Genomic DNA, 20,971 nt, shown 5'->3' on the forward strand with positions numbered 1-20,971 from the left:
TCAGGGAAGTCCCCGAGCATTATGTCAGAATTTTTTCTTTACGTTGACGTAAACGTCAGTCATAATGACGGCTGATTCCGCCATCCTTGATTCAGGCCACGAACGACCCATGAGCCAAACCACCTGGACCATTTCCGATCTGGCCCGAGAATTCGGCATCACGCCACGCACGATCCGCTTCTACGAAGACCAGGGCATCGTCAGCCCGACGCGCGCAGGCCGCAACCGCGTCTACGCCGCGCGCGACCGCACGCGGCTCAAACTGGCCCTGCGCGGCCGACGCCTGGGATTGCAACTGTCCGAAATCGTCACCCTGATCGATCTGTACGACCGCAGCAGCGCCAGCAATGACGCGCAGCTGCGTCAATACGCCGAAGTCCTCGCCAGCCACCGCGAAAAGCTCGAACAGCAGCGGCGCGACCTGGACGAGACCCTGAAAGAACTCCGTCGCCAGCAAGCCGATTGCGAGGCATTGCTGGCGGCCCGCCACCCCTAGGAGCCCGTCCATGAACCTGCCTGGCCTGAACTTCGACCTCGGATCCGACCTCGACATGCTGCGCGAAGCGGTCCGCAACTTCGCTCAAACCGAAATCGCCCCGCGTGCGGCTGCCGCCGACCGCGACGATCAATTTCCCATGGACTTGTGGCGCAAGTTCGGCGACCTGGGCCTGCTGGGCATCACGGTGGCCGAAACCTATGGTGGCGCCAACCTGGGATACCTGGCGCACATGATCGCCATGGAGGAAATCTCGCGCGCCAGCGCGGCCATCGCCCTGTCCTACGGGGCGCACTCCAATCTGTGCGTCAACCAGATCCATCGCAATGGCACCGAAGCCCAGAAACAGAAATACCTGCCTGGCCTGATCTCGGGCGAACAGATCGGCGCTCTGGCCATGAGCGAACCCGGCGCGGGATCGGACGTCGTCAGCATGCGCCTGCGTGCCGAAAGAAAGGGCGACCGCTATGTGCTCAATGGCACCAAGATGTGGATCACCAACGGCCCGGATGCCGACACCCTGGTGGTCTACGCCAAGACCACGCCCGAAGCCCACCAGCGCGGCATCACCGCCTTCATCATCGAAAAGTCCTTCCCCGGATTTTCCGTGGCGCAAAAACTCGACAAGCTGGGCATGCGCGGCTCGCACACCGGCGAACTGGTGTTCCAGGACTGCGAAGTCCCGGCCGAAAACGTGCTCGGCGAAGTCGACGGCGGCGTCAAGGTCCTGATGAGCGGCCTGGACTATGAACGCGCCGTGCTGGCGGCCGGCCCCCTGGGCATCATGCAGGCGGTGATGGACGTGGTCGTGCCCTATGTGCATGAACGCAAGCAGTTCGGCCAGTCCATCGGCGAGTTCCAGCTGATCCAGGGCAAGCTGGCCGATCTCTACACGACCCTGCAGGCCTGCCGCGCCTATTGCTACACGGTCGGCAAGAACCTGGACAGCCTGGGATCCGGCCACGCCCGCCAGGTGCGCAAGGACTGCGCCGGCGTCATCCTGTATTGCGCCGAGAAAGCCACCTGGATGGCCGGCGAAGGCATCCAGATCCTGGGCGGCAACGGTTACATCAACGACTACCCCACCGGCCGCCTGTGGCGCGACGCCAAGCTCTATGAAATCGGCGCGGGCACCAGCGAAATCCGCCGCATGCTGATCGGCCGCGAACTGTTCAACGAAACGGCCTGAGCCACGCCATGGACGATACTGGCGACCACCGCCGCATTGAACCCGTCCCGCCCCGGGGGCAATCCCCGGAGGCCGTGGCGCGCATGATCCTGGCCGGGTTCGACCGCCACTATGCTTTGTTCCGCTACAGCGCGCAGCGGGCCAAGTCGCTGTTCGAGTCGGGCGACTGGCACGGCATCCAGCAGCTCTCGCGCGAGCGCATCGAATACTACGACACCCGGGTGCGCGAATGCGCCGCCGCCCTGGACCAGGCCTTGCGCAACACCACCCGCGCCCAGGCGGCGCCGGACACGGCGCTGAGCAGTGAACAGATCGAATTCTGGCAGGCGGCCAAGACCAGCTACATCGGGCTGCTGGCCGGTCACCGCCAGCCCGAATGCGCAGAGACCTTCTTCAACTCGGTATCCTGCCGCATCCTGCACCGCAATTACTTCAACAACGATTTCCTGTTCGTGCGCCCTGCAGTGGCGACCGATTACATCGACGGCGAACATCCGTCCTACCGGGCCTACTACCCGCTGACCGAAGGCCTGCTGCCCAGCCTGACCCGCATGGCGGCCGACTACGGCCTGGCCGCGCCCTACCACGACCTGCCAGCAGACGTGAGGCGCATGGCCCGCATGGGTTTGCGCCACCTGCGCCACACCCTGCCGCGTGGCCTGGGCCGACGGCTGGCGCCCGATTGCCAGATCCAGGTGCTCAACACCCTGTTCTTTCGCAACAAGGGCGCCTATATCGTCGGCCGCCTGATCAACCAGACCACCATCCATCCATTTGCCGTCGCGCTGCTGCACACGCCTTCGGGCCACATCCGGTTCGACGCCCTGCTGCACACCAGCGACGACCTGAGCACGCTGTTCAGCTTCACGCGCGCCTATTTCCTGGTCGACATGGAAGCCCCGGCAGCCTATGTGGATTTCCTGTCTTCGCTGTTCCCGCGCAAGCCCAAGGCCGAGATCTACACGACCATCGGTCTGCAGAAACAGGGTAAGACCCTGTTCTATCGCGACTTCCTGCATCATCTGTCCCATTCACGGGATGCCTTCGACTATGCACCGGGGATCGAGGGTATGGTGATGACGGTGTTCACGCTGCCTTCCTATCCCTATGTGTTCAAGCTGATCCGCGACCGCATTGCCAAGGACGGCATGGATGAAGCCACCGTACGGCGCAAATACCAGATGGTCAAGAAACATGACCGCGTCGGACGCATGGCCGACACCTGGGAATATTCCCTGGTCGCCCTGCCGCGCAGCCGGTTCTCGCCGCGCCTGCTCGAAGGCCTGCGCCGCGAGGTCCCCAGCCTGCTCGAAGAAACCGGCGATCTGGTGGTGCTGCGCCACGTCTACATCGAACGCCGCATGACGCCGTTGAACATCTTCCTGGCCAATGCATCGGATGCCGCCCTGGAGGCCGCCGTACAACAATACGGCCAGGCCATCCGGGAACTGGCCGCCGCCAACATCTTCCCGGGCGACATGCTGTACAAGAACTTCGGCGTCACCCGGCTGGGTCGCGTGGTCTTCTATGACTACGATGAAATCCAGCGCATGACGGAAATGCAGTTCCGCCGCATTCCGCCCGCCCCCAACGAAGAAGCCGAACTGTCCGGCGAACCCTGGTACCCGGTGGGCGCCAACGATGTCTTCCCCGAGGAGTTCGAACGTTTCCTGCTGGGAGACCCTCGGGTACGAGCCGCTTTCCTCAAGCACCACGCACCGCTTTTGGATGCACAATGGTGGCAGGACTGCCGCACGCGCGCCGCCCAGGGTCGCATCGAGGACATCTTCCCCTATGACCAGGCCCGCAGGCTGCAGCCACCGGACGGCCACTGACGGCCTGCCCGGAGCGAATCTAGGGCTACCCCCTTAAAAAGGAGCTTCACTATGTCCGAATCCATCGTCATCGTATCCGCCGCCCGTACCCCCATGGGAGGCATGCTGGGCAGCCTGTCCGGCCTGGCCGCGCACGAACTGGGCGCTGTCGCGATCAAGGCGGCCGTCGAACGCGCAGGCATCGCCGGCGACGCCGTCCAGGAAGTCATCATGGGCAACGTGCTGCAGGCGGGCCAGGGCCAGGCGCCCGCCCGGCAGGCGGCCCTGGGCGCCGGTCTGCCGAAAAGCGTGGCCTGCAGCACGCTGCACAAGGTCTGCGGATCGGGCCTGAAGGCCGTCATGCTGGCCCACGACATCATCAAGGCCGGCTCTGCCGACGTGGTGGTGGCCGGTGGCCAGGAAAGCATGAGCAACGCCCCCTACCTGCTGCTCAAGGGCCGCCAGGGCTACCGCTACGGCCATTCCACGGTCTACGATCACATGGCCATGGACGGCCTGGAAGACGCCTACCAGCGCGGCACCGCCATGGGTGTGTTTGCCGAAGACTGCGCAGCAAAGTACAGCTTCACGCGCGAACAGCAGGATGCGTTCTCGCTCGAATCCCTGCGCCGCGCACGCCAGGCCATCGAGGACGGCAGCTTCAAGTGGGAAATCACCCCCGTCACGGTCAAGGGCCGCAAGGGCGACACCGTGATCGACACGGACGAAGCACCGCTCAAGGCCATGCCGGAAAAGATCCCGACGCTTCGCCCGGCCTTCAAAAAGGATGGCACGATCACGGCCGCCAATGCATCCTCGATCTCCGACGGCGCGTCCGCTCTGGTCGTGATGAGTGCATCCAAGGCCCAGGCACTCGGCGCCACGCCCCTGGCGCGCATCGTCGCGCATACCCAGTTCTCGCATGAACCAGAGTGGTTCACCACAGCCCCCGTTGGCGCGATCCAGAAACTGTTCGACAAGACCGGCTGGAAAGCCGGCGATGTCGATCTGTACGAAATCAACGAGGCCTTCGCCGTGGTGACCATGGCAGCCATGGCCGACCTGAATCTCCCGCATGATCGGGTCAATATCCATGGCGGCGCCACAGCCCTGGGCCATCCCATCGGCGCTTCCGGCGCGCGCTTGTTGACCACGCTGATCGGTGCCCTGCGCAAGACCGGCGGCAAACGTGGTATTGCCTCGCTGTGCATCGGCGGCGGCGAAGCCGTGGCCCTGGCCATCGAGATGCTGTAACGCCTGCAGTACGCCCCACGGAATGCGTCCAGGCGCCGAACAGTCTGCAAAGGCTGTCCGGTGCCTGGCGGATCGCAGCGCTCTCGCTGGTCTTTCTCTTTACTTCCAGGAACCGACATGCCGGTCATCGAGTCCCGCATCAACCCACGATCCCAGGAATTCCAGGACAACGCCCGCACCATGCGGGCGCTGGTCGACGATCTGCGCGAACGCATCGCCCACACGGCGCAGGGCGGCGACGATGCCGCCCGCGCACGGCATCTGGCGCGCGGCAAGCTGCTGCCACGAGAACGGGTCGAACGCCTGCTCGACCCCGGCACGCCCTTCCTGGAACTGTCTCCGCTGGCGGCACTCGACGTCTACGACAATGCCTCGCCCGGCGCGGGCCTGATCACCGGCATCGGCCGAGTAGGTGGCACCGAATGCGTGATCGTCTGCAATGACGCCACGGTCAAGGGCGGCACCTATTACCCGCTGACGGTCAAGAAACACCTGCGCGCCCAGGAAATCGCCCAGCAGAACCACCTGCCCTGCATTTACCTGGTCGATTCAGGCGGTGCCAACCTGCCCAACCAGGACGAGGTCTTTCCCGACCGCGACCACTTCGGACGCATCTTCTACAACCAGGCGGTCATGTCGTCCATGGGCATCGCGCAACTGGCCGTGGTGATGGGGTCCTGCACCGCCGGAGGGGCCTACGTGCCCGCCATGAGCGACGAATCCATCATCGTGCGCAACCAGGGCACGATCTTTCTGGGCGGACCGCCGCTGGTCAAGGCCGCCACCGGCGAGGAAGTCTCTGCAGAAGACCTGGGCGGCGGCGACGTGCACACCCGCTTGTCGGGCGTGGCCGATCACCTGGCCGAAAACGACACGCACGCACTGCGGCTGGCGCGCGACGCAATGGCCCGGCTGAACCGGCCCATCCCGCCCGGTGGCGCGCCCTGGACCGAGCCCGTGTACGACCCGGCCGAACTGGACGGCATCATCCCCCAGGACACGCGCAAGCCCTACGACGTGCGCGAAGTCATCGCCCGCATCGTGGACGGATCCGATTTCGAGGAATTCAAGGCGCGGTTCGGCACCACCCTGGTCACCGGCTTCGCACGGATCTACGGCATGCCGGTGGGCATCATCGCCAATAACGGCATTCTGTTTTCCGAGGCCGCCCAGAAAGGCACGCACTTCATCGAACTGTGCTGCCAACGGAACATCCCCCTGGTCTTTCTGCAGAACATCAGCGGTTTCATGGTAGGCCGCAAGTACGAAAACGAAGGCATCGCCCGCCACGGCGCGAAAATGGTCACGGCGGTATCCACCGCCTCGGTGCCGAAATTCACCGTGCTGATCGGCGGTTCCTTCGGCGCGGGCAACTACGGCATGTGTGGCCGCGCCTTCGGCCCGCGCCTGCTGTTCCTGTGGCCCAACGCACGCATCTCGGTCATGGGCGGGGAACAGGCCGCCAGTGTCCTGGCCACCGTGCGGCGCGACAGCATCGAACGCAAGGGCGGCGCCTGGTCCACCGCAGAAGAAGAAGCCTTCAAGGCGCCCATCCGCGCCCAGTACGAACACGAGGGCCATCCCTACTATTCCACCGCGCGGCTCTGGGACGACGGCATCATTGCGCCGTCGGATACCCGGCGGGTGCTGGGCCTGGGCCTGGCCGCCGCGCGCCACGCCCCGGCCGAAGCCACCCGCTTCGGCGTGTTCAGAATGTAAGGAAACCACCATGTTCGACACTCTCCTGATCGCGAACCGGGGCGAGATCGCCTGCCGCATCGCCGCCACGGCCCGCCGCATGGGCATCCGGACCGTCGCCGTCTATTCCGATGCCGACGCCGACGCCCGCCATGTCCACGCCTGTGACCGGGCCGTACACATCGGCGGCCCGGAACCCGCCGCCAGCTACCTGCGCGCCGACGCCATCCTGGATGCCGCCCGTCGCACGGGCGCCCAGGCCATCCATCCGGGCTACGGTTTCCTGTCCGAAAACGCCGACTTTGCGCGCGCCTGCGCCGACGCCGGCCTGGTCTTCGTCGGGCCGCCGGCAGACGCCATCGCCGCCATGGGCAGCAAATCCGCCGCCAAGACCCTGATGTCGGGCGCCGACGTGCCCCTGGTGCCGGGCTACCACGGCGAACGCCAGGAAGCCGATTTCCTGCAGGAACAGGCCCGCGCCATCGGCTACCCCGTGCTCATCAAGGCCAGCGCGGGCGGCGGCGGCAAGGGCATGCGCATCGTCCACACCGACGCCGAATTCCCGGCCGCCCTGGCGTCCTGCCAGCGCGAGGCCGCTGGCAGTTTCGGCAACCCCCAGGTCCTGGTCGAACGCTACCTGACCAAGCCGCGCCACATCGAAATCCAGGTCTTCGCCGACACGCATGGCCAATGCGTACACCTGTTCGAACGCGATTGCTCGGTGCAGCGACGCCACCAGAAGGTCATCGAAGAAGCCCCGGCGCCCGGCATGACGCCGGAACGCCGCGCAGCCATGGGCCGGGCTGCCGTGGCCGCCGCCCAGGCCGTCGGCTACGTCGGCGCCGGCACGGTGGAATTCATCGCCGAACCCGACGGACGCTTCTACTTCATGGAAATGAACACCCGGTTGCAGGTCGAACATCCGGTCACCGAAGCCATCACCGGCCAGGATCTGGTCGAATGGCAGCTGCGCGTGGCAGCCGGCCAGCCGCTGCCGCTGCGCCAGGACCAGCTGCGCATTCAAGGACACGCCCTGGAAGCCCGCATCTACGCCGAAAACCCGGACAAGGACTTCCTGCCCAGCATCGGCCGCCTGCATGCCCTGCACTGGCCGCCGCATGTCGTCTTTCAAGCCGGTCCCGTGCGCGTGGATGGCGGCGTGCGCGAAGGCGACACGATTTCCCCGCACTACGATCCGATGATCGCCAAGCTGATCGTCCACGGCCAAGACCGTGAACAAGCCCGCCAGCGGATGCTGCGCGCACTGGGTGCGGTACGCTGCACCGGCGTGCAGACCAATATCGCCTTTCTGGGCCGCCTGATGGACGATCCGGCCTTTGCCGCCGCCGACCTGGACACCGGCCTGATCGAACGCGAGCATGACCGCCTGTTCCCCGCACCCCAGGACTGCGCAGATACCGCCCTGGCCCTGGCTGCCGCAGCGCTGCTGCACGACGACGGACTGGCTCACCCCGATGCCACAGCGGGTACCGATCCCTGGCGCCAAGCCGACGGCTGGCGCATCGGCGGTCGCTACGAACGCACCCTGACCCTGCAGGACGCCGGCAACGAACGCGCCGTGCGCGTACACCGCGACGGTCGGCACTGGACCCTGGCGGTGGATGCAGGCCCGGCACAGGCTTTCCACTGGCAAGCCGAAGGCCACCATCCGACCCAGGTCCGCATCCGCCTGGGCGACTCGGAGATCCGCGGCGACGTCCACCGCGACGGCTCGCGGCTGGACATTTTCGCGGATGGCCGACGCCAGACCCTGGAATGGCGCGACCCACTCGCCCTGGCGACCGCCAGCGCCGATGACGCCGCCGGCGGATTGAGCGCTCCGATGCCGGGCAAGATCCTGTCGGTCGCCGTGGCGGCAGGCGACATCGTGACGCGTGGCACGCCCCTGATCGTCATGGAAGCCATGAAAATGGAACACACCATCGAAGCGCCCCACGATGGCACAGTCCGCGAGGTCTTCTATGCAGTCGGCGACCAGGTGACCGAAGGCGTGACGCTGATCGACCTGCAAGCCGCCGCATCCGACTGACCACAGGGCCATTCGCCCCTGGCCAACCCAGGCCGTCCCGCGCCGCACTTCTGGCGGCGCGGGACGGATGCGTTTCCAGAGGAATCCGGTAAACTGGCATGGCAACCATCCCACGAGCGCCATGTACGACATTCTGGTCTATCTGTTCGAAAACTACTACACACCCCAGGCCTGTCCGCGCGCCGAAGTCCTGGCCAGCAAGCTGGCAGCCGCCGGATTCGAACACGAAGACATCGACGATGCGCTGAACTGGCTGCGCGGCCTGGCCCGCACCACCGAACGCTGCCTGCCGCTGGCCGTCATGCGCGACACGCGGCGCGACGCCGCGCGCATCTACACCGATACGGAATATGCGGCCCTGGGCACGGAGGCCATCGGCTTCATCAGTTTTCTGGAACATTCCGGCAGCCTGCCCCCGGTCCTGCGCGAAATCCTGATCGAGGCGGCCCAGGCAGCGGATCATTCCCCCCTGTCCCTGGCCGAAATCAAGGTGCTCGCGCTGATGGTCCTCTGGAGCCAGGAGGCCGAAGTCGACCACCTGGTCTTCGAGGAACTGCTGACCGACGACGCAGACCGGCTGTCACACTAGGGACTGTCCGCCCCTGGCCAGGACATCCGCGTGCCCACCCCGAACACATCCGATCCCCGCCCCTATGTGGGCCGCTTCGCGCCCAGCCCCAGCGGCCCCCTGCACGCGGGTTCGCTGGTCGCCGCCCTGGCCAGCTATCTGGATGCCCGGGCGCACCGGGGCCGCTGGCTGCTGCGCATCGAAGACATCGACGAGCCCCGCACCGTGGCCGGCGCCGAGCGCGTCATCCTGGGACAACTCGAAGCGCTGGGCATGCACTGGGACGAAGCCCCGGTCCGGCAGACGGCTCGCCATCCCCTGTACGAACGCGCATTCGCCCGGCTGCGGGATGCCGGGCGCGTCTACGGTTGCGCCTGCATGCGGCGGGAACTGCCGCCTGGCCCGTACCCCGGCATCTGCCGGCCGCCAGCGGGCACGGGAAAGCGCCCGATCCGCAGCTGGCGCTTTCTCGTCGAACCTGGGGTGGAGATCTTCTCCGACCGCTGGCTGGGCCCCCAATCCCAGGACGTGGCGGCCGAAGTGGGGGATTTCATCATCCGCCGTGCAGACGGTCTGTGGGCCTACCAGTTGGTCGTGGTCGTCGACGACGGCGACCAGGGCATCACGGATGTAGTGCGCGGCGCCGACCTGCTGGATTCCACGGCGCGCCAGCGGCAGCTGGCCCGCGCCCTGGGCCTGCCCCTGCCCCGCGTCCTGCACGTGCCACTGGTCCTGGACAGCACCGGCCGCAAGCTGTCCAAACAGAACCATGCACCCGCGCTGGATGTCTCGCGCCCCCTGGACTGCCTGCAAGCCGCCTGGCAGGCCCTGGGGTTCCCCGAACCGGCTGCGGCCACACGGCAGGACTTCTGGTCCGAAGCCACGGCACGCTGGGCACGGCGCTTCGGGATCATGCCACCACCCGGCTGAAGCGCCAGATCGGGCGACGGCCTCGGACACCAGGGCCCGTTTGATATATTGGACCCACAAAAACCGGAAAATACCCGAAGCCCTGCTTCCGGAGCACACCAGCAGCGCCGTCAGGCCCGTGGCGCGCGCCCCTGCCGGGGCGTTGCGACTTGCATGCTAAGGTGCCCACTCGTATGATCCGCGCTATCGTGGTCGCAGAACGGCCACCACTGGAACCACATGACCAAGACTCTGATCATTGCCGAAAAACCCTCGGTCGCTCTGGACATTTCCCGGGCACTGGGCGGCTTCACCCGGGAAGGCGACTACTTCGAAAGCGAGCAGTACGTACTGTCCTCCAGTGTCGGCCACCTGCTCACGCTGGTGGCCCCCAACGACCCGGTGCGCGGCAAATGGAGTTTCGCCCACCTGCCCGTGATCCCGCCCCGGTTCGAACTGGGGCCGACCGACAAACGCTCCGCCGAGCGGCTGAAGCTGCTGGTCAAACTGCTCAAGCGCAAGGACGTCGGTGCCGTCATCAACGCCTGTGACGCGGGCCGCGAAGGCGAACTGATCTTTCGCTACATCATCCAGTATTCCGGGGTGAAAAAACCCCTTCAACGCCTGTGGCTGCGATCCATGACGCAGGCCGCCATCCGGGATGCGTTCGCCAATCTGCGCGACGACGAGGCCATGAAACCCCTGGAAGCCGCCGCCCGTTCCCGCGCCGAGGCCGACTGGCTGGTCGGCATCAACGGCACCCGTGCCATGACGGCCTTCAACAGCAAGGACGGCGGTTTCTTCAAGACCCCGGTGGGCCGCGTCCAGACGCCCACACTGGCGATCGTGATGAAACGCGAGGAACTCATCCGCAATTTCGTGTCGCGCGATTACTGGGAAGTCCACGCCACTTTCGTCGCCGCCGCCGGCCTGTACGAAGGCCGTTGGTTCGACCCCGGTTTCAAGAAGAACGAACAGGACCCCGATGCCCGCGATTCGCGCCTGTGGTCCGCAACGGCGGCCCAGAGCATCGTCGCCGCCTGCCGCGAACAGCCCGGCAGCGTGACCGAGGAATCCAAGCCCAGCACGCAGCTGTCCCCGGCCCTGTTCGATCTGACCACGCTGCAGCGCGAGGCCAATTCGCGCTTCGGCTTTTCGGCCAAGACTACGCTGTCCCTGGCCCAATCGCTGTACGAACGCCACAAGGCCCTGACCTACCCGCGTACCGATTCACGCTACCTGCCCCAGGATTACGTCGGCACCGTGCAGCAGACCATGCAGGTGCTGGCCGACAGTGATTCGAACGTCGCCCGCTCGGTCAAACCCCACGCCGCTCAGGTCGTGCAGCAAGGCTGGGTCAAGCCCAACCGGCGGGTCTTCGACGACAAAAAGATTTCCGATCACTTCGCCATCATCCCCACGCTGCAGGTGCCGCGCGAACTCAGCGACGCTGAATACAAAATCTACGAACTGGTGGCGCGCCGTTTCCTGGCGGTCTTTTTTCCCGCCGCCGAATTCCGTGTCACGACCCGCATCACCCAGGTCTCGGGCCACCACTTCAAGACCGAAGGCAAGGTGCTGGTGTCCCCCGGCTGGCTGGCCATCTACGGCCGCGACGCCCAGGAAGACAACGCATCGCTGGTGCCCGTGGCCGACGGCGAACACGTGCGCACCGAAGACATCGAAATGCGCGGCCTGGCCACCAAGCCGCCGGCGCGCTTCAACGAAGCCACGCTGCTGTCGGCCATGGAAGGCGCCGGCAAGCTGGTGGACGACGAGGCCCTGCGCGAGGCCATGTCAGAACGCGGCCTGGGCACCCCGGCGACCCGCGCGGCCATCATCGAAGGCCTGATCAACGAAACCTACCTGCGCCGCGAAGGCCGCGATCTGGTGCCCAGCGCCAAGGCGCGCCAGCTGATGACCCTGCTGTCGGGCCTGGGGGTCAATGAGCTGACCTCGCCGGAACTCACCGGCGAATGGGAACACCAGCTGAAACTGATCGAACAGCGCCAGCTGGACCGCGAATCCTTCATGCGCGAAATCGCCCAGATGACCCAGGTGATCGTCAAGCGTGCCAAGGAATACGAACGCGACACCGTGCCCGGCGACTATGCCACCCTGCAGACCCCCTGCCCGAAATGCGGCAGCGTGGTCAAGGAAAACTACCGTCGCTATGCCTGCACGGCCTGTGATTTTTCCATCGGCAAGCACCCGGGCGGACGCACCTTCGAAATCGCCGAGGTCGAAGAACTGCTGGCCCAGCGCACGCTGGGCCCATTGACCGGTTTCATCAGCAAGATGGGCAGGCCCTTTGCCGCCGTGCTGCGCATCACCGACGAATACAAGCTGGAATTCGACTTCGGCCAGCGCGACGAAGACGACGCCGAACCCGTGGATTTTTCCGGCCACACCCCGCTGGGCGCCTGCCCCAAATGCGGCAGCCGCGTCTTCGAGCACGGCATGAACTACGTCTGCGAACGCGCTGTCGGCCCGGAAAAAACCTGCGACTTCCGCAGTGGCAAGGTCATCCTGCAGCAGGAAATTCCTGCCGCGCAGATGAGCAAGCTGCTGGCCACCGGCAAGACCGATCTGCTCGAAGGCTTCGTCTCCAGCCGTACCAACCGCAAGTTCAAGGCCTTCCTGGTGCGCCAGGCCGACGGCAAGGTCGGCTTTGAATTCGAACCGCGCCCGGCCAAGGCGGGCGCCAGGAAAACCGCCAAGACCGCTACAAAGACCAGCGCGAAGACCGCCAGCAAGACTGCCGCAAAGACTGCGGCAAAGAGCGCCACGAAAACGGCCGCAAAAAAAACCGCTGCTGCGCGTAAAAAGGCCGCCGCGACCGAGCACGACGAGCCGGCATTCTAGACCCGCCAACCCGGTCGCGTTGCCTGCACAGGCGGACACCCGGCGGTGCAGGCATTTCCCGACGCCCAGGCCCTACCCGGACCTGATGCGTTGCTTCGAGTGCTTCATGACCCTGCTTACCGAGGAGACTACCCCGACATGTTCAGACTCTTGACCCGCAGTTCAGTGCGCCTGGTAGAACGCTATCTGCCCGACCCCTACATCTTCGTGCTGTTGCTGACCCTGGTCGCCGCCGTGGCCGCCATGCTGGGCGAACAACGCACTCCCATGGAAATCGCCCGCATGTGGGGCAACGGATTCTGGGGCCTGCTGTCCTTTGCCATGCAGATGCTGCTGGTGCTGCTCACCGGCCACATGCTGGCCAACACCCCGCTGGTCAAACGCTGGCTGACCGCACTGGCCTCGCTGGCCAAGTCGGCGGGCGGCGCCATCATCCTGGTCACCCTGGTCTCGCTGATCGCCAGTTGGATCAACTGGGGCTTTGGCCTGGTGGTGGGCGCCCTGTTCGCCAAGGAACTCGCCCGCCAGGTGCGCGTGGACTACCGCCTGCTGGTGGCCAGCGCCTATTCCGGCTTTCTGGTCTGGCATGGCGGCCTGGCGGGATCGATCCCCCTGACCATCGCCACCGAAGGCCACTTCGCTGCCGCCAAGATGGGCGTGATCCCCACCTCGGAAACCATTTTTTCGGTTTATAACCTGGCCATCGTCATTGCGCTGTTCATCGCCGTGCCGCTGATCAACCGCCTGATGCTGCCCAGCGAGCAGGAAAGCATCTACGTCGATCCGAAACTGCTGACCCCACCCGCCGATGAAGGCCACGACACGACCGATCGGCCCGCCGACCGGCTGGAAACCAGCCGCCTGCTGTCCTGGCTGATCGGCATCGGCGGCCTGGCCTATCTGTTCGACTACTACATCGTGCGAGGCGCCGGCCTGAACCTGAACGTGATCAACTTCACCTTCCTGTTCCTGGCCATCATCCTGCACGGCACCCCGCGCCGCCTGCTCAAAAGCCTGGACGAGGCCATCCGGGGCGGCGCCGGCATCGTGATCCAGTTCCCCTTCTATGCGGGCATCATGGCGATCATGATCGATTCCGGGCTGGCGGCCAGCCTGTCGGCCTGGTTCGTGTCCTTTTCCAGCGCCACCACACTGCCATTCTGGACTTTCATCAGCGCCGGCCTGGTCAATATCTTTGTGCCCTCTGGCGGCGGTCAATGGGCCGTGCAAAGCCCGGTGGTCATCTCCGCCGCCCAGGCGCTGGGCGCCGATCTGCCGCGCGTGGCCATGGCCGTGGCCTGGGGGGATGCCTGGACCAATATGCTGCAACCCTTCTGGGCGCTGCCCGTGCTGGCGATCGCCGGCCTGAAGGCCAAGGACATCATGGGCTTCTGCCTGATCCAGCTGTTCGTGTCCGGCATCCTGATTTCCATCGGCCTGACCTGGATGTAATCCAGCCTGCATCCGGCCATCCAAGGTTCAGGTATCGGCCTGGAGCCCCATCACGGGGCCCCAGGCCCTGAAACGGATCAGCGATACGCCAAGTCGCGGAAATACAGCGACAGATCCGGCCAGTAGGTGATCATCACCAGGCAGGCCAGCACCACGCCCACAAAAGGCAGCAAGGGCCGGATCAGCCGTTCGATGGGCACCTGGGCGACTGTGCAGGCAGCAAACAGGTTCACGCCGAAAGGCGGCGTCACCATGCCCAGGGCCAGATTCACCACCATGATGACCCCAAAGTGCGCCGGATCGATGCCGAACTGCACCGCCACGGGCAGTAGCAAAGGCGCCAGCACCACGATGGACGCCGACGTCTCGATGAACATGCCGATGCAGAACAGGGCGATGTTCACCCCCAGCAGGAACGAGATTTCACTGCCGAACAGCTGGCCGAGCCATTCGCCCAGCATCATCGGCACCCCGGCGCGATTCAGCAGGAATCCAAAGACCCCGGCGTTGGCGATGATGAACATGATGATCGCCGTGGAAATCACGGAACGGTGAAACGTGCGGCCCAGCGTGGCAAGCGTCAACCGGCGATAGATGAAGATACCCACGAACAGGGCATACACCACCGCCACGGCCGAGGCCTCGGTCGGCGTGAAGATGCCGCCATAGATCCCGCCCAGGATGATGACCGGCATCAACAAGGCCCACCAGGCCTTCCTGAAGGCCATCCAGACCGGCAGGCGGCCATCGCCATCGTGCCGTCCCAGGCCGTTGCGGCGTGCGTACCACCACACATAGATCATCAGCGCGGCAACGATCAACAGGCCCGGCCCGATGCCTGCGATGAAGACCTCGCCCACCGACGTGTCAGTGGACACGGCATACAGAATCATCGGGATGGACGGCGGGATGATGACGCCCAGTTCGGCGGCCGTCGCCTGCAGCGAGGCGGCGAAGGGCGCCGGATAACCGTGCCTGACCATGGCGGGAATCAGGATGGCACCCACCGCAAAAGTCGTGGCCACGCTGGATCCGGCCACTGCCGCGAAAATCATGCAGGTCAGCACGCAGGTGCAGGCCAGCCCCCCTTGCACACCGCCCACCACGCTCTTGGCGAACTCGACCATGCGTTCGGAAATACCGCCTTCTTCCATCAGGTTGCCAGCCAGGATGAAAAAAGGCACGGCCACCAGCGGATATTTGTCCAGCGCGGCGTAGATCTGCTGCGCGATCACCAGCCAGGTCATGTGGCCATCGAACGCGACCCCGGCCATGGCGGCCAGACCGATCGACACGGCCACCGGCACAGTCAGGCCGAAGAACAACAGCATGGAGATGACCATCAACTGCGACATGATGCAGCCGCTAGACGGTTTCGACGCGGGCGCGCCGCGGGCCTTCGGCCCAGCAGGCCAGTGCGGCCAACAGCGCCAGCAAGGCCCCTACGGGGATGGCCAGGTAGATCCACGAAATGGAAACCCCCAGGCTGGGTGTGGTCTGGAACCGCACACGCCAGGTCATGTCGGCCCCGATCCAGACCAGGAACCCCAGAAAGCCCACGGCGATCAGCAGGACCAGGTGTTCCAGCATCCGCGCCCAGCGCGGCGCAAGCAGGTTGTGCAGCAGGTCCACCCCCAGCATGGCGCCCTGGCGGAACGCCAGGGCAACCCCCAGCATCACCGCCCAGATGATGGCGGCCCGCGTCCAGGCCTCGGACCAGGCCGAGGGGGATTCAAGGACAAAGCGCGCCAGGACCTGGTAGAACCCCGCAGCCACAGCCGACCACAGCAGGCCCTGGGCGACCCAGGACACCAACCGGGCCAGTCCCCGGTCGAGCCGGCCGAGCACGCGCATGGGCCTACTGGGTATTGCGGATGGCATCGACCAGATCCTGGCCGAACTGCTTGTAGTACTGCGGATAGACCGGCTGGACCGCCTGGACAAAGGCCGCATGGTCCACCGGATTGACCTGCATGCCATTGGCTTTCAGGGTTTCGATGCCATCCAGCTCGACCTGATCAACATAGGCCCGCATGGCCTGGACGCCGGCAGTGGCCGCCTGCTTGAATTTTTCCTTGGCGGCATCATCGAGGCCGTCATACACGGCAGGCGCCATCAGAATCAGTGCCGGCCCATACACGTGCGCCGTCAGCGACAGGTATTTCTGCAGCTGCCACATCTTGACCGACACGATCACCGACAGGGGATTTTCCTGGCCATCGATGGTGCCCTGCTGCAGGGCGGTCGCCACCTCGGGCCAGGCCATGGGGGTGGCCAGCACGCCCAGTTCCTTGAAGGCGGCGATGTGGATCGGATTTTCCGTCGTGCGGATCTTCAGGCCCTTGATGTCGGCGGGTGCTTTCACCGGCCGCACGTTGTTGGTCAAGTGGCGAAAGCCCTGTTCGCCCCAGGCCAGGGCCACCAGGCCGCGCTTGGGAAATTCGGCCAGCATGTCCTGGCCGATCTTGCTGTCCAGGACCGCGCGCGCATGGGCCAGGTCACGGAACAGAAAAGGGATGTCGAACACCCCGGTCTGAGGCACGAAATTCAACGTGGCCCCCGTGGACACGATGGCCAGATCGATCGTGCCCAGTTGCAGGCCTTCGATGACCTCGCGTTCACCACCCAGCGCACTGTTGGGGAACTGCTGGATCCTGACGTCCGGTGCGCTGGTTTCCAGGGACTTGGCAAAGGCGGCGGCGCCCGCGCCATAGTGTGAACTTTCGGACAGCGCGTAGGCCATCTTCAGTGTGGTCTGCGCCAGCGCCGGCACGGATACCGTCATGCTGGCCAGGACTGCGGCCACGAGCCATCCTGACAATGTCTTCCATTGGAACATGTGTCGTCTCCCGAATCCAACCACGTCGTTGTCCAGCCCGCGCACCACTCGGCGCCATCCGCCGTCACGGCCATGCAACAAAACATCAAGGCCTTGGTGTTCTAACATGAACCCTGGCAGGGTCGCAATGGCAACCCTGCCAGGATGCGGGTTATCGCACGGGCCGTCATCGTCTGCCACTATCGACCTCGCTGCGCTTGCCCCAGTCCAGCAGCGTAGCCGGCACGCAACCGATCTGCGGCGCAATGAACTCGACGGCAGCCCACCACGAAAGTGGTGCCTCCTCAAAAACCAGGACTATTCAATAGCGTAGCAGCAGCGGTAAATAGGACGGGTTTTTCCTATGCATCCTATGCACCGTTTCCTCCCAGCAGTGATTCCAGCAACGCATGACGTGGAGAGGCGAAGGGATTCACGACCGTTACGCCGCCCCATGTGAAGCCGTCCTGTAGATCTTCGGACAGGAGCAACCGGCAACCGGCCTGCGCGGCAACGGCGAGGATAACCGCATCCCAGATGCTCAAATGGTGGTCGGTGGCGAGGTCGGCGGCCGTCAACATCACCTTGGGTGCGGTTTCGAAAACCGGAAAAGTATCACGCCAGCTCAGAAGGGCTTCGCGGGCTTCGGCCCGCGACCGCCCAGCTTTGCGCGTGAGAACGTTGAACAGTTCTCCAAGCACCTGAACGGGGACGATGGCTGACTCTTGCGGCAGGTTACGCACCAGTTCGAGGACGACGTCGCGCTTCTCAACGCCGTTGACGCCCTCCGCATAGGCAAGGATGTTGGTATCGAGCGCGACCTTCACCGCTCGTCCTCATAAAGCTCGTCGCGTGTCCAGCGCCCGGTATTGACGATGGGCTGGCGTTCAAGGCGCGACAGCAACGCCGCGCGTGCGCCGGACACCACGCTTTCGCGCTTGTCGGCGGGAACGATACGCGCAACGGGCCTGCCGTGACTCGTCACGACATAGCTGTGCCCCTCACGCACGCTGCGCAGGATGAGAGAGAATTTGCGGTTGGCATCCGCTGCGGAAACGGCTTCTTCCATCGCAACACCCAGTAAGTAGTTATATTAACTACAATAAGGGAAAAAGAGACATTTCGCAAGCGGGGATGACGGCGATCAACGCTGCCGACTACTGTGCCGTGCAGACCGCCGATGCATTCCGGAAGACATGGTCAATGCTATGACGATCTCACCGCCCCGTCGGGGGCCTATGCATTTCACCTGAAGCTCGGTTTTTGCTACGAGGGATATACCTTGATCCGATAGGTATGACAAATCCGTGCTGATGTCGATGGCTCAGCGCAATGAACTCGACGGCAGCCCACCAACATCGGCCATTCATTCTTCCACGTACCAGGTATCTTCCGACAGCATCACTTGCTGGTGCCCGTAGCCGGCCGGCATCATCGGAAAGCAGTTCTGCAGCGGCACCACCGCCACGTCCAGGAAGAACGGGCCGTCATGCGCCATGCAGGCATCCAGCGCGGCATCCAGGTCGCGCGGATGCTCGACCCGCGCCGCCCCCCAGCCAAACGCGCCCGCCAGCGCCACGAAATCCGGGATCGAAGCGTTGTAGCTGTGGCTGTAGCGGCCCTCGTGGATCAATTCCTGCCACTGGCGCACCATGCCCATGTGGCCGTTGTTGCACAGGATCAACTTGACCGGCGCACGGTGCTGCACGGCCGTGGCCAGTTCCTGGATGTTCATCAGCACGGATGCGTCGCCACTGACGCAGACCACCGGCTTGTCCGGATGTGCGATCTGCGCACCGATGGCGGCCGGCAACCCGTAGCCCATGGTGCCCGCCCCGCCCGAGGTCAGCCAGCGATTGGGCCGGTCGATGCCGATGTACTGGGCCGCCCACATCTGATGCTGCCCCACATCGGTAGATACGATGGCATCGCGCCCGGCCAGCAGCCGGTCGATGCGCTGCATCAGGTCCTGGGGCAGGATGCACGCATCCGAAGGCGGGAATTTCAGGCAGTCACGCGCCTGCCAGACGGCAATGCGCTGCCACCATTCTTCCAGGCGGCCGGGGTCCAGCGGATGCTGACCCAGTTCCTTGTGCAGGGCACGCAGCAGCGGATAGCAGTCGCCCACCAGCGCCACATCGGCGCGCACGACCTTGCCGATCGAAGCCGGATCGATGTCCAGATGGATCTTTTCGGCGTGCGGGCAGAAATCCGACAGCCGGCCGGTGATGCGGTCATCGAAACGCGCACCCACGCAGACGATCAGATCCGCGTGATGCATCGCCAGATTCGCCTGCAATGTGCCGTGCATGCCCAACATGCCCAGGAACTGCGCATCGCCCGCGGGATAGGCGCCCAGGCCCATCAGCGTCAGGGTGCAGGGCGCCCCGGTCACCTGCACCAGGCTGCGGAACGCATGGCAGGCATCGATGCCCGAATTGATCAGCCCGCCCCCGCCATAGAACACCGGGCGACGGGCGCGCGCGATCAAGGCGGCGGCACGCTTGAGCGCGGCCTCGGTCACCGGGGCCAACGGGCCGGTGGCAGCCTCGGGTTCTGCGACTGCGACGGCATGTTCCGGCGGCACGCGGGCCATCTGCAGGTCCTTGGGAAAATCCAGCAGCACCGGCCCGGGGCGGCCGGCCTGCGTCAGGCGCAGGGCCTTGGCCGCCAGGTCGGCAATGTCCTCGGCACGACGCACCTGGGCGTTCCATTTGGTGACCGGACGCGAAATGCCGACCGCATCGCATTCCTGGAACGCATCGGTGCCAATGGCGCCCGTGGCCACCTGGCCGCTGATGCACAGCACGGGGACCGAATCGCAGAGCGCATCGAGCAGGCCCGTGGTGGTGTTGGCCATGCCCGGCCCCGACGTCACAAAGACCACGCCGGGCCGGCCCGTGGATCGCGCATAGCCTTCGGCGGCATGCATGGCCGCCTGTTCGTGGCGCACCAGAATGTGGCGGATGCGCGGTTCGGCATACAGGGCATCGTACAGCGGCAGCACTGCGCCCCCCGGATAGCCGAACACCGTGTCCACGCCCAGAGCAATCAAGGTATCCAGCAGGACCTCGGCACCCTTGCGGTCGAGGACGGGGGCCGATGCGGCGGCATGGGCGGGGGCAGAAGCGTTCACGGGCATTCACCTGGAGTAAGGATCGGGGATGGCGCAACCGCCTCTCGCACGCACGGACCCCCGGCAGGATCACCGCCGGGACGAGTGGACTTGCATGGGACATCCCAAGGATAATGAGGGCCAGTTTATCCCTTTTCGATTGCGTCTCCCTTCAACCTCATCCCATGGCCACATCCCGCTCGCCCTGGCATGCCGTGCGTGTCTCGACCCTGCACGGCACGGGCGTTTTTGCCGCACGCGATATCCCGGCCGGCACCCGTATCCTGGACTACGCAGGGCGCCGCCTGTCGGCGGAGCAAGCCGATGCGCGCTGGCCGGTCAACCCGGACGACCCGTACCACACCTTTTATTTCGCGCTCAGCAGCGGTCAAGTGATCGACGGCGGCCAGCGGGGCAATGACGCCCGCTGGATCAACCACGGCTGCGCACCCAACTGCGAAGCGCGCGAAAATGCCGCCGGCACCCGGGTGGCCATCTATGCGCTGCAGGACATCCCCGAGGGCACCGAGCTGCTCTATGACTATGGCCTGGTGATCGATGAACCGCTGACGCGCACACTGAAACGCCATTACCGCTGCCGCTGCGGCGCGCCCAACTGCCGGGGTACGATGTTGGCGGTGCCTGACACTCCCTGATCCGGCGTCCGTACTCATCCCAACTGGCAATCATGCCATTTCGCAGTAGGATGCGGTGTTGCCATCTGGCCCTGCATCCGCTCCATC

At 65.1% G+C, this 20,971-nt stretch carries 17 protein-coding genes; 11 read left to right on the forward strand and 6 right to left on the reverse strand.

The annotated features are described in order from the left end of the window. Positions 1 to 109: 109 nt before the first annotated feature. The 10 genes from RBR29_RS00735 (at position 110) to RBR29_RS00780 (ending at position 14,295) form a co-directional block, all read left to right on the forward strand. The gene (locus RBR29_RS00735) at positions 110 to 496 is read left to right on the forward strand and encodes a MerR family DNA-binding transcriptional regulator (RefSeq protein WP_320346254.1); all 387 of its coding nucleotides are present in this window, start codon (positions 110 to 112) and stop codon (positions 494 to 496) included. Between the two features lie 10 nt (positions 497 to 506). Then, positions 507 to 1,685: an isovaleryl-CoA dehydrogenase gene (locus RBR29_RS00740; RefSeq protein ID WP_320346256.1), complete on the forward strand. Its 1,179-nt coding sequence runs from the start codon at positions 507 to 509 to the stop codon at positions 1,683 to 1,685. An 8-nt stretch (positions 1,686 to 1,693) separates the two neighbouring features. Beyond that, the gene (gene aceK, locus RBR29_RS00745) at positions 1,694 to 3,520 is read left to right on the forward strand and encodes a bifunctional isocitrate dehydrogenase kinase/phosphatase (RefSeq protein ID WP_320346258.1); all 1,827 of its coding nucleotides are present in this window, start codon (positions 1,694 to 1,696) and stop codon (positions 3,518 to 3,520) included. Between the two features lie 51 nt (positions 3,521 to 3,571). Continuing rightward, complete coding sequence (locus RBR29_RS00750) at positions 3,572 to 4,753, forward strand: acetyl-CoA C-acyltransferase (protein ID WP_320346259.1); 1,182 nt, start codon at positions 3,572 to 3,574, stop codon at positions 4,751 to 4,753. Between the two features lie 117 nt (positions 4,754 to 4,870). Further along, positions 4,871 to 6,472 (forward strand): carboxyl transferase domain-containing protein, encoded by a 1,602-nt coding sequence (locus RBR29_RS00755; RefSeq protein ID WP_320346261.1) that lies wholly within the window; start codon positions 4,871 to 4,873, stop codon positions 6,470 to 6,472. A gap of 10 nt (positions 6,473 to 6,482) precedes the next feature. Beyond that, positions 6,483 to 8,501, forward strand: a complete 2,019-nt coding sequence (locus tag RBR29_RS00760) for an acetyl/propionyl/methylcrotonyl-CoA carboxylase subunit alpha (protein ID WP_320346263.1) — start codon at positions 6,483 to 6,485, stop codon at positions 8,499 to 8,501. 121 nt (positions 8,502 to 8,622) lie between these two features. Next, positions 8,623 to 9,090 (forward strand): DUF494 domain-containing protein, encoded by a 468-nt coding sequence (locus tag RBR29_RS00765; protein ID WP_320346265.1) that lies wholly within the window; start codon positions 8,623 to 8,625, stop codon positions 9,088 to 9,090. Between the two features lie 30 nt (positions 9,091 to 9,120). Continuing rightward, on the forward strand, positions 9,121 to 9,999 hold the full coding sequence (gene gluQRS, locus RBR29_RS00770; protein ID WP_320346266.1) for a tRNA glutamyl-Q(34) synthetase GluQRS: 879 nt from the start codon (positions 9,121 to 9,123) through the stop codon (positions 9,997 to 9,999). Between the two features lie 219 nt (positions 10,000 to 10,218). Continuing rightward, positions 10,219 to 12,843 (forward strand): DNA topoisomerase III, encoded by a 2,625-nt coding sequence (locus RBR29_RS00775; protein ID WP_320346267.1) that lies wholly within the window; start codon positions 10,219 to 10,221, stop codon positions 12,841 to 12,843. 138 nt (positions 12,844 to 12,981) lie between these two features. Further along, complete coding sequence (locus tag RBR29_RS00780) at positions 12,982 to 14,295, forward strand: short-chain fatty acid transporter (protein ID WP_320346269.1); 1,314 nt, start codon at positions 12,982 to 12,984, stop codon at positions 14,293 to 14,295. A gap of 77 nt (positions 14,296 to 14,372) precedes the next feature. On the opposite strand, the gene RBR29_RS00785 is transcribed toward RBR29_RS00780, so the two are convergent. The 6 genes from RBR29_RS00785 to ilvB form a co-directional block, all read right to left on the reverse strand. Then, the gene (locus RBR29_RS00785; protein ID WP_320346271.1) at positions 14,373 to 15,650 is read right to left on the reverse strand and encodes a TRAP transporter large permease subunit; all 1,278 of its coding nucleotides are present in this window, start codon (positions 15,648 to 15,650) and stop codon (positions 14,373 to 14,375) included. A 10-nt stretch (positions 15,651 to 15,660) separates the two neighbouring features. Then, entirely contained in the window at positions 15,661 to 16,149 is a 489-nt protein-coding gene (locus tag RBR29_RS00790) for a TRAP transporter small permease (protein WP_320346273.1), read from the reverse strand. A 4-nt stretch (positions 16,150 to 16,153) separates the two neighbouring features. Beyond that, the gene (locus RBR29_RS00795; protein WP_320346296.1) at positions 16,154 to 17,080 is read right to left on the reverse strand and encodes a TRAP transporter substrate-binding protein; all 927 of its coding nucleotides are present in this window, start codon (positions 17,078 to 17,080) and stop codon (positions 16,154 to 16,156) included. 404 nt (positions 17,081 to 17,484) lie between these two features. After that, positions 17,485 to 17,940 (reverse strand): PIN domain-containing protein, encoded by a 456-nt coding sequence (locus tag RBR29_RS00800; RefSeq protein WP_320346275.1) that lies wholly within the window; start codon positions 17,938 to 17,940, stop codon positions 17,485 to 17,487. Continuing rightward, positions 17,937 to 18,182, reverse strand: coding sequence for a type II toxin-antitoxin system Phd/YefM family antitoxin (locus RBR29_RS00805; RefSeq protein WP_320346277.1), 246 nt, complete (start codon positions 18,180 to 18,182; stop codon positions 17,937 to 17,939). The genes RBR29_RS00800 and RBR29_RS00805 overlap by 4 nt, the downstream gene beginning before the upstream one ends. Positions 18,183 to 18,479: 297 nt before the next feature. Beyond that, on the reverse strand, positions 18,480 to 20,249 hold the full coding sequence (gene ilvB / locus RBR29_RS00810; RefSeq protein WP_320346279.1) for a biosynthetic-type acetolactate synthase large subunit: 1,770 nt from the start codon (positions 20,247 to 20,249) through the stop codon (positions 18,480 to 18,482). Between the two features lie 164 nt (positions 20,250 to 20,413). Here ilvB and RBR29_RS00815 point away from each other — a divergent pair, with 164 nt between their 5' ends. Continuing rightward, positions 20,414 to 20,884 carry an SET domain-containing protein-lysine N-methyltransferase gene (locus RBR29_RS00815; RefSeq protein ID WP_320346281.1) on the forward strand — a complete coding sequence of 157 codons (471 nt, stop codon included), beginning with the start codon at positions 20,414 to 20,416 and terminating at the stop codon, positions 20,882 to 20,884. Positions 20,885 to 20,971 lie beyond the last annotated feature (87 nt).

This window comes from Castellaniella sp. (genome assembly GCF_034007085.1).
GTDB lineage: Bacteria > Pseudomonadota > Gammaproteobacteria > Burkholderiales > Burkholderiaceae_B > Castellaniella.

What these genes read in the sequence shown, in the direction of transcription:
- RBR29_RS00735 (WP_320346254.1), top strand. Translation starts at nt 110, where the DNA reads ATGAGCCAAACCACCTGGACCATTTCCGATCTGGCCCGAGAATTCGGC.
- RBR29_RS00740 (WP_320346256.1), top strand. Translation starts at nt 507, where the DNA reads ATGAACCTGCCTGGCCTGAACTTCGACCTCGGATCCGACCTCGACATG.
- aceK (WP_320346258.1), top strand. Translation starts at nt 1,694, where the DNA reads ATGGACGATACTGGCGACCACCGCCGCATTGAACCCGTCCCGCCCCGG.
- RBR29_RS00750 (WP_320346259.1), top strand. Translation starts at nt 3,572, where the DNA reads ATGTCCGAATCCATCGTCATCGTATCCGCCGCCCGTACCCCCATGGGA.
- RBR29_RS00755 (WP_320346261.1), top strand. Translation starts at nt 4,871, where the DNA reads ATGCCGGTCATCGAGTCCCGCATCAACCCACGATCCCAGGAATTCCAG.
- RBR29_RS00760 (WP_320346263.1), top strand. Translation starts at nt 6,483, where the DNA reads ATGTTCGACACTCTCCTGATCGCGAACCGGGGCGAGATCGCCTGCCGC.
- RBR29_RS00765 (WP_320346265.1), top strand. Translation starts at nt 8,623, where the DNA reads ATGTACGACATTCTGGTCTATCTGTTCGAAAACTACTACACACCCCAG.
- RBR29_RS00775 (WP_320346267.1), top strand. Translation starts at nt 10,219, where the DNA reads ATGACCAAGACTCTGATCATTGCCGAAAAACCCTCGGTCGCTCTGGAC.
- RBR29_RS00780 (WP_320346269.1), top strand. Translation starts at nt 12,982, where the DNA reads ATGTTCAGACTCTTGACCCGCAGTTCAGTGCGCCTGGTAGAACGCTAT.
- RBR29_RS00785 (WP_320346271.1), bottom strand. Translation starts at nt 15,650, where the DNA reads ATGTCGCAGTTGATGGTCATCTCCATGCTGTTGTTCTTCGGCCTGACT.
- RBR29_RS00790 (WP_320346273.1), bottom strand. Translation starts at nt 16,149, where the DNA reads ATGCGCGTGCTCGGCCGGCTCGACCGGGGACTGGCCCGGTTGGTGTCC.
- RBR29_RS00795 (WP_320346296.1), bottom strand. Translation starts at nt 17,080, where the DNA reads ATGACGGTATCCGTGCCGGCGCTGGCGCAGACCACACTGAAGATGGCC.
- RBR29_RS00805 (WP_320346277.1), bottom strand. Translation starts at nt 18,182, where the DNA reads ATGGAAGAAGCCGTTTCCGCAGCGGATGCCAACCGCAAATTCTCTCTC.
- RBR29_RS00815 (WP_320346281.1), top strand. Translation starts at nt 20,414, where the DNA reads ATGGCCACATCCCGCTCGCCCTGGCATGCCGTGCGTGTCTCGACCCTG.